Origin of the sequence: Actinomadura sp. CNU-125 (assembly GCF_001942465.1) — a bacterium.
Lineage (GTDB): Bacteria > Actinomycetota > Actinomycetes > Streptosporangiales > Streptosporangiaceae > Spirillospora.
In genome coordinates this window covers 20,002-35,319 of record NZ_MKJY01000582.1, presented here as the reverse complement: position 1 = coordinate 35,319, position 15,318 = coordinate 20,002, and the positions used below count along the sequence as shown (strand labels likewise).

General features: G+C 72.4%; 12 protein-coding genes and 4 pseudogenes. 11 read left to right on the top strand and 5 right to left on the bottom strand.

The window, feature by feature from the left end; all coding sequences use genetic code 11:
* Positions 1-550 (bottom strand): acyltransferase family protein (locus BJF79_RS46205; RefSeq protein WP_158079504.1); only part of this gene is annotated, 550 nt, incomplete at its 3' end.
* A 293-nt stretch (positions 551-843) separates the two neighbouring features.
* Here BJF79_RS46205 and BJF79_RS46200 point away from each other — a divergent pair.
* The 4 genes and pseudogenes from BJF79_RS46200 (at position 844) to BJF79_RS46185 (ending at position 5,323) form a co-directional block, all read left to right on the top strand.
* Positions 844-1,797: a hypothetical protein gene (locus BJF79_RS46200; protein WP_075906982.1), complete on the top strand. Its 954-nt coding sequence runs from the start codon at positions 844-846 to the stop codon at positions 1,795-1,797.
* Positions 1,798-2,005: 208 nt separating this feature from the next.
* A pseudogene (gene ctaD / locus BJF79_RS46195) lies at positions 2,006-3,657 on the top strand (cytochrome c oxidase subunit I).
* Between the two features lie 12 nt (positions 3,658-3,669).
* On the top strand, positions 3,670-4,494 hold the full coding sequence (locus BJF79_RS46190; protein ID WP_075906981.1) for a glycosyltransferase family 4 protein: 825 nt from the start codon (positions 3,670-3,672) through the stop codon (positions 4,492-4,494).
* A 73-nt stretch (positions 4,495-4,567) separates the two neighbouring features.
* Entirely contained in the window at positions 4,568-5,323 is a 756-nt protein-coding gene (locus BJF79_RS46185; RefSeq protein WP_075906980.1) for a glycosyltransferase, read from the top strand.
* Between the two features lie 90 nt (positions 5,324-5,413).
* Here the strand turns inward: BJF79_RS46185 and BJF79_RS66245 are convergent, their stop codons facing one another.
* Entirely contained in the window at positions 5,414-5,998 is a 585-nt protein-coding gene (locus tag BJF79_RS66245) for a hypothetical protein (RefSeq protein WP_316043576.1), read from the bottom strand.
* On the opposite strand from BJF79_RS66245, the pseudogene BJF79_RS66240 reads away from it, so the two are divergent.
* The 5 genes and pseudogenes from BJF79_RS66240 to BJF79_RS46165 form a co-directional block, all read left to right on the top strand.
* Positions 5,954-6,109, top strand: a pseudogene (locus BJF79_RS66240) (histidine kinase); the annotation flags it as partial. The gene BJF79_RS66245 and the pseudogene BJF79_RS66240 sit on opposite strands and share 45 nt — an antisense overlap.
* Before the next feature lie 89 nt (positions 6,110-6,198).
* Positions 6,199-6,546, top strand: a complete 348-nt coding sequence (locus tag BJF79_RS66235; protein ID WP_316043575.1) for an ATP-binding protein — start codon at positions 6,199-6,201, stop codon at positions 6,544-6,546.
* A 123-nt stretch (positions 6,547-6,669) separates the two neighbouring features.
* A complete protein-coding gene (locus BJF79_RS46175) occupies positions 6,670-7,431 on the top strand; it encodes a LytR/AlgR family response regulator transcription factor (RefSeq protein WP_262403573.1) in 762 nt (253 codons plus the stop codon).
* Positions 7,428-7,949 carry a hypothetical protein gene (locus BJF79_RS46170; RefSeq protein WP_262403572.1) on the top strand — a complete coding sequence of 174 codons (522 nt, stop codon included), beginning with the start codon at positions 7,428-7,430 and terminating at the stop codon, positions 7,947-7,949. Before BJF79_RS46175 ends, BJF79_RS46170 begins: the two co-directional genes overlap by 4 nt.
* Entirely contained in the window at positions 7,946-9,670 is a 1,725-nt protein-coding gene (locus tag BJF79_RS46165; RefSeq protein ID WP_075906979.1) for a cation acetate symporter, read from the top strand. The genes BJF79_RS46170 and BJF79_RS46165 overlap by 4 nt, the downstream gene beginning before the upstream one ends.
* 115 nt (positions 9,671-9,785) lie before the next feature.
* On the opposite strand, the gene BJF79_RS46160 is transcribed toward BJF79_RS46165, so the two are convergent.
* Both BJF79_RS46160 and BJF79_RS46155 read right to left on the bottom strand, forming a co-directional pair.
* The gene (locus BJF79_RS46160) at positions 9,786-10,646 is read right to left on the bottom strand and encodes a hypothetical protein (RefSeq protein WP_075906978.1); all 861 of its coding nucleotides are present in this window, start codon (positions 10,644-10,646) and stop codon (positions 9,786-9,788) included.
* A 74-nt stretch (positions 10,647-10,720) separates the two neighbouring features.
* The gene (locus tag BJF79_RS46155) at positions 10,721-11,377 is read right to left on the bottom strand and encodes a hypothetical protein (RefSeq protein ID WP_143220961.1); all 657 of its coding nucleotides are present in this window, start codon (positions 11,375-11,377) and stop codon (positions 10,721-10,723) included.
* 434 nt (positions 11,378-11,811) lie between these two features.
* Between BJF79_RS46155 and BJF79_RS46150 the strand changes: the two are divergent.
* Positions 11,812-12,219, top strand: a pseudogene (locus BJF79_RS46150) (DUF485 domain-containing protein); the annotation flags it as partial.
* Positions 12,216-13,825: pseudogene (locus tag BJF79_RS46145) on the top strand (cation acetate symporter). The pseudogenes BJF79_RS46150 and BJF79_RS46145, both read left to right, overlap by 4 nt.
* 885 nt (positions 13,826-14,710) lie before the next feature.
* Here BJF79_RS46145 and BJF79_RS46135 read toward each other — a convergent pair.
* Entirely contained in the window at positions 14,711-15,316 is a 606-nt protein-coding gene (locus BJF79_RS46135) for a TetR/AcrR family transcriptional regulator (protein WP_075906974.1), read from the bottom strand.
* Between the last annotated feature and the right edge of the window lie 2 nt (positions 15,317-15,318).

The window sequence follows — 15,318 nt, the reverse complement described above, 5'->3', positions numbered from 1 at the left end:
CGAGCGCGACAGCAGCGCCGTCGGCAGCAGCCCGCCCGCCAGCAGCGCGGCGCGGCGAGCCCGGCGCGACCTGCGCCGACCGCCGGTGCGCGCCCGTCACGAACAGCGCGACGATCAGCAGGTAGAAGACCATCTCGTAGGACAGCGTCCACAGCACGTTGATCGCGTTGGGGACGCCCAGGACGTCCTGCAGCATCGTCACGTGCGCCACGACGGCCGTCACGGGGTCGTACTGCTCAAGCCCGGCGCGCAGGCCGCGCACCCCGAGCAGGAACGGCGTGACCGCGAGCAGCCCGGCGACGGCCAGCAGCGGGTAGATGCGGCAGAACCGGCCGATCCAGAACCCGCGCACGCTGCCCCGGCGCTCCAGCGAAGCGGGCACGATGTAGCCGCTGACCAGGAAGAACACCAGGACGCCGAAGGTGCCGAAATCGAACCGGTCCTTCAGCCACAGGTGCACGTTCGGGAAGAAGACGTAGCCCGCGTGGTGCAGCACCACCGCCAGCGCGGCCAGCCCGCGCAGCGCGTCCAACCACCCCAGTCTGGTCATCGTGCGTGATTCACCCGCTGTGGGGAGCATTCCGACAGGGTAGGTCAAGACGGCACCAATAACCCCAGAAGTCGCCCGATTCCGTGGACGGCCGGATATTGTGCCAGTGATCGCTGGCTTGATTGAATCGGCGGTGAAGCCCCCCAACGTGAAGGGAACCGGCCGATGCGATCGTTCCGTGTCCGTCCCGCGTCTTCCGCCGCCGCGCTCGCGGCCGTCCTGCGTCCGGGGGGCTGCTCGCGGCGCCCGCCGCGGCGGCCGAAGCGCCGACGCCGCAGGCGGCCCCGACCCCGGTGCTCTGGCCGCAGAGCGGGCTGGAGGCGGTGTCGGCGACCGGCCCGAACGACGTGTGGGCGGCCGGCTACCAGGGCCGCCAGCGGTACTGGTGGGCGATCCCGGGGCTCGGCGGCAACTGGATCAACGTCCTGCCGCCCAAGGCCGTCGTGACGCGGTGGAACGGGACGAGCTGGCGGACGCACGACCTGCCGGGCACCGGCGGCGACGCGTCCGCCGACGAGATCGACGCCGGATCGCCCTCGAACGTGTGGGTCACCGGCACGCTGCACCCGCTCGAAGACTTCCCGCAGCGCGACCCGTTCGTCGCCCGCTGGGACGGCACGGCCTGGCACGACGTCGCTCCGCCCGAGGGGTGCTGGCCACGCAGCCCGCAGGCCGACGGCACCGGCGTCTGGATCGCGTGCGGCACGACGATCCACCGCTGGGAGAACGGCGCGTGGACCGAGTACGACGCGGGCGCCCACGACAACTGCTGCATCGCCGTCAACGACATCTCCGCGCCGCCCGGCGGCCCGGCGTGGGCCGCGACCACCTGGGGCGTCGTGCGCTGGGACGGCCAGGGCTGGAGCGAGGTGTCCGGGCTGCCCGACGACGCGTTCTGGAACGAGGTCCTGGCCGTCTCCGAGAACGAGGTGTGGGCGACCGGCACCGTGCCCCGGGATTCGAGCGGCCGCGAGCGGGTCCTCTACCGCTGGGACGGCGAGACCTGGACCGAGGGCCCGGCGACCCCGTCGAACGAGAAGCTGGTGCGCACCGGCGACGGGACGACCTGGGCCGTGCAGACCTCCGGCGGCGGCCAGTACCGGCTCGACGGCGACACGTGGACGGAGATCGATATCCCGGTGCCGGGCGGCGGGGAGATCACCGGTGCGACGGCCGTCCCCGGCGCTCCGACCCTGTGGGCGGTCGGGAAGACCGAGGACGTTCCGCTCGTCTACACCAACGGCTGATCAGCCGCGCTTCCCCCGCCCCTCCTCCGCCCCTCCTCCGGCTTCGATCATGGACGTTCCATCCTTCGGCCGCCCCGCGTTTGAAGGGTGATCCCCGGGTTAGTGCCCACTCGGGAGCGTCGGATCGGGGCCGGGAGGAGGGGAGCCGATGACGGCCGTGGAGGGCCGGGCGGACGCGAGCACCGAGGAGGCGCTGGCGCGGCACCGGATGGGCACCAGGATCGGCCACGTCCTGGCGACGACCGACCACAAGATGGTCGGCTACCTCTACCTCGGGACGTCGTTCTCGATGTTCCTGGTCGCGGGCGTCCTCGCCATGCTGATGCGCGCCGAACTCCTCCGGCCCGGCATGCAGGTCGTCGATAGCCAGCACTACAACGAGCTGTTCACCATGCACGGCACGATCATGCTGCTGCTGTTCGCGACGCCGCTGTTCGCCGGGTTCGCGAACGTGCTCGTGCCGCTGCAGATCGGCGCGCCGGACGTCGCGTTCCCGAGGCTGAACGCGCTCACGTACTACATGTTCCTGTTCGGCGGGCTGATCGTCATCAGCGGGTTCATCGTGCCGGGCGGCGCGGCGGCGTTCGGATGGTTCTCCTACCAGCCGCTGGCGGGCGGCACCTACTCGCCGGGCCTCGGCGGCGACCTGTGGGCCGCGGGGCTGATCCTGTCCGGGGTGGGGACGGTGCTGACGTCCGTCAACATCATCGCGACGATCGTCACGATGCGCGCCCCGGGCATGGTGATGTTCCGGATGCCGATCTTCACCTGGAACGTCCTGCTCACCAGCATCATGGTGCTGATCGCGTTCCCGGTCCTGGCGGCCGCGCTGTTCGCGATGCTCGCCGACCGCAAGCTCGGCACCCACGTCTACGACCCGGCGCACGGCGGCGGGCTGCTGTGGCAGCACCTGTTCTGGTTCTTCGGGCATCCCGAGGTCTACATCGTGGCGGTGCCGTTCTTCGGCATCGTCACCGAGATCCTCCCGGTGTTCGCGCGCAAGCCGCTCTTCGCCTACCTGGGGATGGTCGCGGCGACGATCGCGATCAGCGGCCTGTCCATGACGGTGTGGGCGCACCACATGTTCGCCACCGGCGGCGTCCTGCTGCCCTTCTTCTCCATCACCTCCTTCATGATCGCGGTGCCGACCGGGATCAAGTTCTTCAATTGGATCGGGACGATCTGGAAGGGCCAGCTGACGTTCGAGACGCCGATGCTGTGGGCGCTCGGCTTCCTCTCGTGACGTTCCTGTTCGGCGGCCTGACCGGGGTGATCCTCGCGTCGCCGCCGCTGGACTTCCACCTCACCGACAGCTACTTCGTCGTTGGCCACATGCACTACGTGCTGTTCGGCACGGTCGTCTTCGCGATGTTCGGCGGCTTCTACTTCTGGTGGCCGAAGATGACCGGCCGCAAGCTGAACGAGACCTGGGGCAAGATCCACTTCTGGACGCTGTTCGTCGGTTTCCACACGACGTTCCTCGTCCAGCACTGGGCCGGGGCCCAGGGCCTCCCGCGCCGGTACGCCACGTACGCCGACGAGTTCACGACGCTGAACGCGGTGTCGTCCATCGGCTCGTTCATCCTCGGCGCGTCCACGTTCGCGTTCCTGTGGAACATCTACCGGACGTGGAGGCGCGCGCCCAAGGTCGGCGTGGACGACCCGTGGGGCTACGGCAACTCGCTGGAATGGGCGACGTCGTGCCCGCCGCCCCGCCACAACTTCACGCGGATGCCGCGCATCCGGTCCATGCGCCCGGCGTTCGACCTGCACTACCCGCCGAAGGAACCGCCGCAGGAGGCCGAGCTCGCGACCCCGCCGCCGTCCGGCCCGCCGTCCCCGCCCCCGTCCGGGCGCTGACGGGGTGCGGCCATGGGACTCTCCCCGCGGGAGGAGATGCTGCTGCGGCGCATCGACGCCGGCCTGGAGCGGGACGACCCGTCGCTCGCCCGCCGGCTCGCCACGTTCCGGCTCACGACGCTCGCGCCCGCCGAGCCCGGGGACGGCGCGCGGGACCCGGTGCCGTGGCGGCCCGCCCGCTCGGCGATCGTCATCGTGTCCGTGGCGCTGGCCGCGGCGGTCCTGCTGCTGGTGCTGGTGATGCTGTCGGTCCGGCCGCCGTGCGAGCGGCCCGCCACCGTGCCCCCGGCCGCCCCGACGGCCGCCTCGACGGCCGCGGATGCCCGCCCCGGTGCCGCGCCCGTCCGCGTCCTGCTGACCTGGGCGGCGGGGTTTCGGCGGCGGGTGCGGTGGAAGGTCGACGGGCGGGCCGGCCCGCGAAAAGGGCTCCGCCCGGAGGGGAAGGTTGCCATGCACGTGCTGCGGCTGTGCCCGGTGTTCGAACCCCCGCCCTCGGCGCTGCTGGGGCGCGGTGTCCGGTTCGACCCGATCGGCGGCATGCAGAACCACGCGGCGCAGCTGAGCCGGGCACTGGACGGTCTCGGCGTGCGGCAGACCGTCGTGACCACCCGGCCACCGGACGCGCCCGCGATCGCCCGGCTGGGCCGGCACGGACGCGTCGTCCGGCTCGGGCTGCCGGTCGCCGTGCTGCGGCAGGGGTACGCGGCGGCGGCGTGGCTGCGCGCGCCGGGACTCGCGGACGGCGCCGACCTCGTGCACGCGCACCTCGGCGAGGACCCGGCGGTGCTGACCGGCCGCGGCACGTCGCCGCGCACGCGCGGGCGCCGCTGGTGGTGACGGTGCACGGCAGGCCGCGCCGGACGATCGCGCCCGGATCGAGCGGCTCGACGGGCTGGGCCGCGCGGCCGCGGTGCTCGTGCCGACCGAGGGGCTGCGGGACGCGCTCGCGGGCGACGGCGTCGCCGCCGAGCGGCTGCACGTCGTGCCGTCCGGCATCGGCGCCGAGTTCCTCGCCGAACTCGGCACCCCGGAACTGGACGAACCGGTCATGCCGGAGCGGATCCCCGCGCCGCGCATCGGGTACGTCGGGCGGCTGGCCGAGCGGAAAGGCGTGGACGTCCTGCTGCGCGCGTTCGCGACGCTGCAGGATTCGACGGACGCGCACCTCGTCGTCGTCGGCGACGGCCCCGAACGGGCGAAGCTGCAGCGCCTCGCGGCGCGGCTCGGCATCGGCGAGCGCACGCACTTCCTCGGGTTCGTCCCGCACGACTACGTGCCGCGCGTGCTCCGCGAACTGAACGTCCTCGCGCTGCCGTCCCGGCACGAGGAAGTCGGGTCGGTGCTGCTGGAGGCGATGCACTCGCGCGTCCCGATCGTGGCGAGCCGGACGGGCGGCGTCCCCGAACTGGTCGAGCACCGCCGCAGCGGGCTGCTCGTCTCCCCGGAGAACCCGCGGGAACTGGCCGCCGCGCTGCGCGAACTCCTCGAATCGCGGGCGCTGGCGCGGGCCGTCACGGTGGCGGCGCGCCGCCGCGTGAACGACCGCACGTGGGACCGGCTCGTCCACCGCGTGATGGAGGTGTACGAGGGCGTCCTGCCCGCCCCCGCGCCGGAGGGCGAGACCGAGAGCGAGGTCGCGGCGGAATCCGCGGCGGACGTCCGCTGACCGTCGGCACAGGCGGCGGAAGCGTACCGAAAGTAGCGCGCGGGGTACGGCGCGGCAGTGCCCGGCATAGGTTGTCCGGCATGGACGTGGTCATCGCGGTGGTCGCGACGCTGCTGCTGACGTGGGTGCCCGCGCTGCTGCGGCGGCGGCCGGCGCGGGACGGGCGGCGACCTCGGCGGGCCCGCGCGGCGCGCGACGTTCGAGACGCTGCACACCGCGTCGCGGGCCGCGCCGGCGTTCCGCGGGGGGCTCACCGAGCAGGGCGCGCAGAAGGCCGCGCGGCACCTGCGGGCGCTGCTCGGCTGCCCCGGGCTCGCGATCACCGACGGGGAGCGGCCGCTCGCGTGGGACGGCGACGGCGAGCACCACTGCGGCGAGGTGACCGGGCACGCCGAGGCGACGCTCGGGAACGGGCGCACGCAGGTGCACGACGTCGAGTGCGAGCGGCTCGACTGCCTGATCCGCCGTGTCGTCGTCGTGCCGCTGGCCACCGACGACCGGGTGATCGGCACGCTCGCCGCGTACGGGGAGGACGTCCCGGCGGGGCTCATCCGGGCGGCCGAGGAGGTCGCGCAGTGGGTCGGCGCCCAGCTGGAGCTCGCCGAGCTGGACCGCTCCCGCACGCAGCTCATGGAGGCGGAGATGCGGGCGCTGCGGGCCCAGATCTCCCCGCACTTCATCTACAACTCGCTGACGACGATCGCGTCGTTCGTCCGCAGCGACCCAGAGCGCGCGCGGGAACTCCTCCTGGAGTTCGCGGACTTCACCAGGTACTCGTTCCGGCGGCACGGAGATTTCACGACGCTCGCAGAGGAACTGCACTCCATCGACCAATACCTCTTACTGCACGCGCCAGGTTCGGGGAGCATCTGCGGGTGCGGCTCCGCGTCGCGCCGGAGGTGCTGCCCGTCGCCGTCCCGTTCCTGTGCCTGCAACCGCTCGTCGAGAACGCCGTCCGGCACGGCCTCCAGGACCGGTCCGAGCCCGGCCTCATCACGATCGTCGCCGAGGACGCGGGCGCCGACTGCGTCATCAACGTCGAGGACGACGGCGTCGGCATGGACCCCGAGGACGTGCGGCGCCTGCTGTCCGGCGGCGACCGGCCGCTCGCCGACGAGGCCGCCGGGATCGGGCTCGCCAACGTCGACGACCGGCTCCGCCAGGTGTACGGCGACGAGTACGGCCTCGCCGTCGAGACCGGGCCCGCGCCGGGACGAAGGTGACGGTGCGGGTACCGAAGTACAAGCCGGGCGTCACGGCGTCGGTGAACGCTTGACTTGCCGACGTCCTTTGACTGGAATGTGGCCCACTGCACAGGAGGGACGGGGTACGGGAAGGGTGGTGTCGTGGGCCTGCGTGTCCTGGCGGTGGACGACGAGGGTCCGGCACTCGACGACCTCGTTCACCTGCTCAGCTCCGACCCGCGGATCGGCGAGATCCACACCGCGCGGGACGGCGCCGCCGCGCTGCGCCGGCTCGACCGGTCGCTCGCCGACAACCAGCCGATCGCGGCCGTGTTCCTCGACATCCGCATGCCCGGCCTGGACGGCACGGTGCTCGGCCGCGTCCTCGCGCAGTTCGCGCGCGCGCCGCACATCGTCTACGTCACCGCCTACGACGACCACGCCGTGGACGCGTTCGAGATCAAGGCGACCGACTACATTCTGAAGCCGGTCCGGCCCGAACGGCTGCGGGAGGCGATCCGGCGGGTCCTGGAGGGCAGCGAGGGCGCGGACGGCGGCGCCGACGTCGAGCCGCCGCCCGGCGAACCCGAGCCGATGCCCGTCGAACTGGGCGGCGTGACCCGGTTCGTCACCCCGGCCGAGGTGCTGTACGTCGAGGCCCAGGGCGACTACGCGCGCCTGCACACCCAGGGTGGCAGCCACCTCGTGCGCATCCCGCTCGCCGCACTGAAGGAACGGTGGCGCGGCGCCGGGTTCGTCCGGGTGCACCGCAGCCACCTGGTGTCGCTGTCGGCGATCAAGGAGCTGCGGCTCGACTCCGGGCGCTGCACGGTCATCGTCGGCGACGTCGAACTCCCGGTGAGCCGCCGGCACGTCCGCGAGCTGCGCGACCTGCTCGTCCGGCGGGCGAGGCGGACGCCGTGAGCCCCGCCGGCGGCCGTCCGTCCGAAGGACGCACGGACGGCCCGGGCCCGGCCCCCGGGCGGGTGCTCGTCACCGGGCCGCGCACCCGCGCCGCACGCCGTCCGCGCTACCCCGTCACCCGGGAGATCGACGAGCAGACCGGGCTCGGCGAGGCGTACATGCGCTCGCTCATCCGCGCGCAACTGCGCCTCGCGACCCGGCTCTGCGCCCTCCTCGGCCTCGTCGTGTTCGGCCTGCCGGGGCTGTTCGCGCTGGTCCCGCAGGTGCGCGAGCAGCAGGTGCTCGGGCTGCCGCTGCCGTGGGTCGTGCTCGCCGGGGCGATCTACCCGTGCTTCGTCGTGCTCGGCCGGCTGTACGTCCGGCTCGCCGAACGCAACGAGGACGACTTCGCCGAACTCGTCGACCGTGACCCGGCCGCCGCCCGCGACCCCCTCGCGACCGACCCGACCGGGGTGCCCGGCCCGCGCGCGCCGGACGCGCCGCGGGCGCCGGACGCATCGGACGCCGCGGACGCATGAGCACCGCGTACGGGCTCGCGGGCGTCGTCCTCGTCGTGTTCGCCACCGTCCTGATCGGGACGCTCGGCGTGCGGATCTCCCGCACGACGTCCGACTTCTACGTCGCGTCCCGGACGGTGACGCCGCTGCGGAACGCGTCCGCGATCGGCGGCGAGTACCTGTCGGCCGCGTCGTTCCTCGGCATCGCCGGGCTGATCCTCGCGCACGGCGCCGACATGCTGTGGCTCCCGGTCGGCTGGACGGGCGGCTACCTCGTCCTGCTCGTCCTGGTCTCGGCGCCGCTGCGGCGGTCCGGCGCGTACACGCTGCCCGACTTCGCGGAGGCCCGGCTGGAGTCGATGGCGGTGCGGCGCGTCGCGTCCGTCCTCGTCGTGCTGATCAGCTGGCTGTACCTGCTGCCGCAGTTCCAGAGCGCCGGGCTCGTGCTGCGCACCGTCGCGGGCGTTCCGGTGTGGACGGGCGGCGTCCTGATCGCCGTCGTCGTCGCGGTGAACGTGCTGGTCGGCGGCATGCGCAGCATCACGCTCGTCCAGGCGTTCCAGTACTGGCTCAAGCTGACCGCGCTCGCCGTGCCGCTCGTCTTCCTGCTGCTCGCGTGGCGCCACGACGGCGCGCCCGGCCTGTCCTCGGACCTCCCGCCGCGGTTCCCCGAGCGCACCACCGTCTCCGTCGGCATGCCGGTCGCCGTGAACGTCACCGAGCCTGCCCGGGTGACCGCGGACGGACGCGTCGACGGCCGCACGCTCGACGGCGCGTCCCTCACCCTCGCCCCGGGGACGCACCACATCGACCAGGGGACGACCGTCACGTTCCCCGGCGGCGCGAGCGTCCCGCACGTGAGCGGCGATCCGGTCAAGACCGACCGCGAATGGTCGATTCCCTTGGGCGGAGACCATTCCCTTTACGCGACGTACTCGCTCATCTTGGCGACGTTCCTCGGCACGATGGGGCTCCCGCACGTCCTCGTCCGCTTCTACACGAACCCGGACGGGCGGGCCGCGCGCCGCACGACCGTCATGGTCCTGTCGCTCCTCGGCGCGTTCTACCTGCTCCCCGCCCTGTACGGGGCGCTCGGCCGCCTCTACACGCCCGAACTGCTGATGACCGGACGGACCGACGCGGTCGTCCTCACGCTGCCCGGACGGCTCGTCGAGGGGGTCGGCGGCGACCTCCTCGGCGCCCTCGTCACCGGGGGCGCCGTCGCCGCGTTCCTGTCCACCTCGTCGGGGATCACGGTGTCGGTCGCGGGCGTCCTCGCGCAGGACATCCTGCGCGGCGGCGTCCGCTCGTTCCGCGCGGGGACGCTGCTCGCGCTCGTCGTCCCGCTGGGCCTCGCCATCGCGGCGCGCTCGCTGTCGGTCGCGGACGTCGTCGGGCTCGCGTTCGCCGTCGCCGCGTCCACGTTCTGCCCGCTGCTCGTGCTCGGCGTCTGGTGGCGGCGGCTCACCGTCCCCGGCGCCCTCGCCGGGCTCGTCGCGGGCGGCGCGTCCGCCGGGGGCGCCGTCGTCTGGACGATCGCCGGGCCTCCGGACGGGCTCGCGGGCGCGCTGCTCGCCGAACCCGCCGCGTGGACCGTCCCGCTCGCCTTCACCGTCATGATCGTCGTGTCGTGGTGCACGCCCCGCCGGGTGCCGCCCGGGACCGCGCGCATGATGGTGCGCCTGCACACGCCCGAGTCGCTGAACGTCGACCGAGGCACGTGGCGTCCGAAGCGCGTGTGAAACCGTTCCCGCCCGCTCGCCCATACGGACGGAACGGGCGGGAACGGACGGGCGGCGGGACGGGCTCACGCCCTGCCCGTCCCGCCGCCCGTCCCGCCGGTACCGCCGCTCCGCGTCAGCCGACCTTGAAGGTCCGCGGGTCGGTCATGGCGCGGGTGGTGCGGGCCGTGGCCGCCGCGCCGCCGGTCTGGCTGTAGTTGCCGATCGCGATGTACGTCTCGAACGTGGCGCTGTTCTCGCCGGCGGGCGAGGGCAGCCCGGCCTGCCAGTCGATCAGCGGCGACCAGATGCCGCAGTCGGACTCGGGCACCGTGAAGGTGTCGTCCGACGCGGTCGCGCCGATGATCAGCGGGCTGCCCAGCGGGTCGGCCGGGTCGCCGGGGGACACCAGCCGGATGGTCGACCCGTCGGCGACCATGTTGAAGTCGATCGGGTCGTCCTCGCCGCCGAGGTAGCACTCGTTGCCCAGCAGCAGGTTGATGATGCGCACCCGCATGCTGACCTTCGCGTTCGGCAGCGCGAAGCTGAAGTTGCCCGCGTACTCGGAGGCGACCTCGACCTTGAAGCCCGGCACGTCCTCCAGGCCCGGGATCGACGGCAGGCCCACCAGCCCGAGGACTCCGCCCGGGATCTTCATCGGCTCGGAGAGCATCTTGATCTGCTTGATCTCGTCGACGCCGCCGCCCTCGGGCGGGCCGGTCTGCACGACGATCTTGATCGGTGAGGTGATCTCCTGGGTGAGGCCGCCGAGCTGCATGGAGCCGCCGGCGACCGCCATCACCATGCAGTCCCAGGTGGCGGGGTCGCCCTCGGGCGGCAGCGCCGGGCAGTTGTTCGCCAGGTCGAACTCGGGAACCGGGGCCGCCTCGGCGGCCGCGGGCGCCGCCGAGGCGGCGGGCAACCCCGGGGCGAGCAGGGCCAGGCCGAGGGACGCGGCGGTGGCGGCGGCCAGGGCCTTGAACTTGGAGTTCTTCACAGGTGGGTTCGCCATTTCTGCGGGGGGGGGGTGGGCGGTCCGGGCCGCCCGGCGGGCGGCCCGGACCCGGTGAATCAGGAGGTGATGTGCAGGGTTTCGAGGAAGTCGGTGTCGGTCGGCAGGACCTTCCCGTTCGCCTGGCCGAGGCCGTTGGCGAGAACGTCGGTCGGGCACCCGGCGTCGCCGGACAGCAGGCCGAGGGAGGCGTCGACCATCTCGCCCTCGAACTCGCCGGTCACGTTGTTCGGGTTGTCGGGGTTGCGGACATGGAAGGTCAGGTCCGGGTGGCTCGCGTCCAGCCCGTACGTGCAGCTCAGGAACAGGAAGCTCGCCTGGACCGCGAGGTCGGTGTCGGAGAACACCAGCGTGCCGTCGTAGCCGCCCGAGGGCGCGTAGGTCAGCTGCCCGTCCTCGTAGCTCAGGTTGAGGAAGGACACGGTCGCGGGACCGAGGTTGCTGGTGCAGCCGGTGACGGAGGCGGAGTCGAGCGTTCCCGTCCCGTCCGAGTTGATCGTCCCGCGCAGGTCGGCGTCGGAGCAGCTCGCGGTGAACGTGCTGGTGGAGTCGGCGAACGTCATGTTCCCGACGTTGACGATCCGGTACTCGCCCGAGTACGCGGTGCCGTCGGCGCGGCGGACGGTGGTGGTCGCGGCGGACGCGGCGGTCGCGGTCAGGCCGAGCGCCGCGGCTGCGGCGATCACGGGGACGGCTAGCCGTGCGAAGGTCTTCACGTTCCCTCCGAAGGGGGGTGGGTGAACGGTCCGCGAGAGATGGACGCCCCGAAGTGATCACTGCGCCGGCCGGAGCGCTCCACACGCGGCCCCCGAAGGGACTCGACCTGGCTGGGCGAGTCGTAAGTAATTAATTACGTATGTCGGTGCGAATCAAGATCCTCACGTGGCCGTGTGCGGCCACCGCGCTCGCGAGGGCGTGCCCGCACGCACCGACCGTTCATCGCGCGAAACCGTCCGCTCACCGACGGCACCTGTAGATCGTCGCGGACGGGCGGCAGCCTGCCGCACCCCGCCCCGCATCCCCTCGCACCGGCCCGGGACGCTCCCTACGCTGCGCGTGACCGGCGTCACAACACAGGAGGGGTGGTCGTGTCCGATAAAATAAAAAACGCGCCACCGGTACCGACTATGAACGGTTCCAGGCCAGCGACGAGTTCCAGGAACTGAAGCGAAGATTCCGCCGCTTCGTGTTCCCCATGACCGCCGCGTTCCTCGTCTGGTATCTGCTGTACGTCGTGCTGTCCGGCTGGGCGCGCGACTTCATGGGCGTCAAGCTGTTCAGCTCGGCCAACATCGCGCTCATCTTCGGGTTGCTGCAGTTCGTATCGACGTTCGCCATCGCGTGGCTGTACGCGCGGCACGCCGAACGCAAGCTCGACCCCCTCGCCGACAAGATCCGCGGCGAGGTCGAAGCCGAGGTCGCGGCCGCGGCCCAGGTCCGGACCGAAGCCCGGCTCGACTCCGCGGCCGACGCCGGGGCCGTCGCCGTCGCGGACGAGGAATCCGGGAAGCCGGACCCCGGGACGGAAGATCTCGGGAAGGCGGAGGACGCCCGATGAGCCACGAAACCCTGTCGATCCTGCTGTTCCTGACGTTCGTCGCCGCCACCCTGGCGATCACCGTCTGGGCCAGCCGGAACACCAAGGACGCCACCGACTTCTACGCGGGCGGCCGATCCTTCTCCGGCGTCCAGAACGGCCTCGCCATCGGCGGCGACTACATGTCCGCCGCGTCGTTCCTCGGCATCGCCGGCCTCATCGCCCTCTACGGCTACGACGGCTTCCTCTACTCGATCGGTTTCCTCGTCGCCTGGCTCGTCGCGCTGCTGCTCGTCGCCGAACTGCTGCGCAACTCGGGCCGCTTCACGATGGCCGACGTCCTGGCGTTCCGGATGAGCCCGCGGCCCGTCCGCACCGCCGCGGGCGTCTCCACCATCGTCGTGTCGATCTTCTACCTGCTCGCCCAGATGGTCGGCGCGGGCGCCCTCGTGGCGCTGCTGTTCGGCTTCACCAGCGAGTTCGCCAAGGGCGCCACGATCGCGCTGGTGGGCGTCCTGATGATCGTCTACGTGGTGTTCGGCGGGATGAAGGGCACCACCTGGGTCCAGATCGTCAAGGCCGTCCTGCTGATGACGGGCGCGACCCTCGTCACCATCCTGGTCCTCGGCCAGTTCGGGTTCAACGTGCTCGGCCTCATGCAGGACGCCGCCGACCAGAGCGGCAAGGGCGACGCGTTCCTCGAACCCGGCCTGCGCTACGGCACCGAGGAGTCGGGCCTCTCCGGGAAGCTCGACCTCGTCAGCCTCGGCCTCGCGCTCGTCCTCGGCACCGCCGGCCTGCCGCACATCCTGATCCGCTTCTACACCGTTCCCACGGCCCGCGACGCCCGCAAGTCCGTGCTGTGGGGCATCGGCATCATCGGCGTGTTCTACCTGATCACGCTCGTCCTCGGCTTCGGCGCCGCCGCGCTCGTCGGAAGCGAGGAGATCCGCGCCACCAACGCGGCGGGCAACACCGCCGCACCACAGCTCGCCGAACGCATCGGCGAGATCGTCTTCGGGGACGTCGGCGGCACCATCCTGCTCGCGGTGATCGCCGCCGTCGCGTTCGCGACGATCCTCGCCGTCGTCGCGGGCCTCACGCTGGCGTCGTCCTCGTCGTACGCCCACGACCTGTACGCCCACGTGTTCAAGCGGGGCAAGGCCACCGAGCGGGACGAGGTCCGCGTCGCCCGCATCTCCGCGTTCGTCATCGGCGCCGTCGCGATCGTCCTCGGGATCTTCGCGCAGCGCCTCAACGTCGCGTTCCTGGTGGCGCTCGCCTTCGCGGTCGCCGCGTCCGGCAACCTGCCCGCGATCCTCTACAGCCTGTTCTGGAAGCGGTTCAACACCGCCGGTGCCGTCTCCGCCATCTACGGCGTCTCGGCGCGGCGCTGTTCCTGGTGTTCTTCTCGCCGGTCGTGTCGGGCTCCGACAAGGCCCTGTTCACGGGGGCCGACTTCGACTGGTTCCCGCTGAGCAACCCGGGCCTCGTCTCCATCCCGTTCGGGTTCTTCTGCGGCTGGCTCGGCACCGTCCTCAGCAAGGAGCACAACGCCGGGAAGTACGCCGAGATCGAAGTCCGCGCCCTCACCGGCGCGGGCGCCGAGCAGGCGTCCGAGCACTGACGGAAGTACCGGCGGACCCCGCGCGGCCAACCGTCGCCCGGCCCGCGCGGCACCGCGGCCCCGTCCCCCCGCCGGGACGGGGCCGCGGCGCGTCCGCGCGGCGCGGCTCAGGCCGTCCGGGAGGTCGGCCGCGACGGTCTCGGCGACCGGCGCGAGGACCCGCTCCCGGACGGCCTCGTCGAGCTCCTCGTCGCCGTCGAGATCGACCTTCCGGAACCCGGCCCGCTCGACGCCGAACAGCACCGGCCCCTTGCGGCAGACGACGAAACCGATCCGCGGCCCGTTCCCCGGCCCCGTGTCCAGATAGCAGTCGGCACCGTCGACGTCGATCTCCGCGACCCGGGACGCGCCCAGGCTCGCTTTCCGGTCGGCGTGGACGCGGGCCGTCACGCCCGGGTCGCCGACGCCCTTGAGAGCGATGCTGAACTCCCCCGTGCCGTAGACCTTCGCGTTATGGCCGGTGTAGTAGACCGACAGCTCCATTTCGTAGGTGCATCGCCCGTTCCGCACCGCTTGCTCGTTCACCGCTTTCCCGCCGGGAACGGATGGCGGGTAGGACGGGCTCTCGGTCACCGACCGGATCTCGACGCTCTCCGCGGACGGGAGGACGGCGCGCAACTCGTCCTCGGTGAGCAGCGAACACGCGTCCGGCCAGCGCGTCGGCGGGGTGATCCGGCCGGTGACGACCGCGACGCGGATTTCGCGGCCGTCCGGGCGAGGCGGACCGGTATCGACGTCCACCGCGCCCATGCCGCACCCGCCGATGAACGCGACCGCGGTCGTCGCGGCGCCGACACGGACCGCCGTGGACCCCGCTTCGCCCAAGCTCTCCTCCTGCCCGCTTCACCAAGCGTAAATGAGGCGGGCCGGAGCGTCATGCGGGGTTCAGGCGTTGACGGGGTGCAGTGCGGGGGCGAGCCAGCGGTCGAGGAGGGCGCGGATCCGGTCGTGCTCGTGCGGCGGGTCGCTCGGGTGCTCCACGAACGACGTCAGCAGCCGCATGATGATCTCCGCGAGGCCGGTCAGCTCGTCCGCGCCGATCCCGGCGGCCGCCCAGTCGACGGGGAAGCGGTGCAGCATCCGCGCGCCGTAGGCGATGGCGTCCGCGGTGGTGGCGCCGCGGCCGAAGGCGCCGGAGTCCCTGATCTGCAGCATCGTGCTGAGCCGCGGCTCGGTCGGGATCGTCCGCACGCAGAACATCATGCCCTCGACCACGGCCTCGGCCGGGTCGCCGATCCCCTGCAGGTGGGCGACCAGCCGGTCGACGAACGACTCGGCGCCCTGCGCCGCCACCTCGCCGACGATGTCGCCGATCCGGGCGAAGTGCCGGTAGACGGTCTGGCGCGTGACGCCGAGCTCGTTCGCGACGTCCGACAGGGTCGTCTTCGCGGCGCCGTGCCGGTCGATGCAGCGGGCGGTCGCGTCGACGATGCGCTGCCGGGCCTCGGCGTCCGATGCGGGAGGGCGTCCTCCCCAGCCGTGGTGCGCCATGG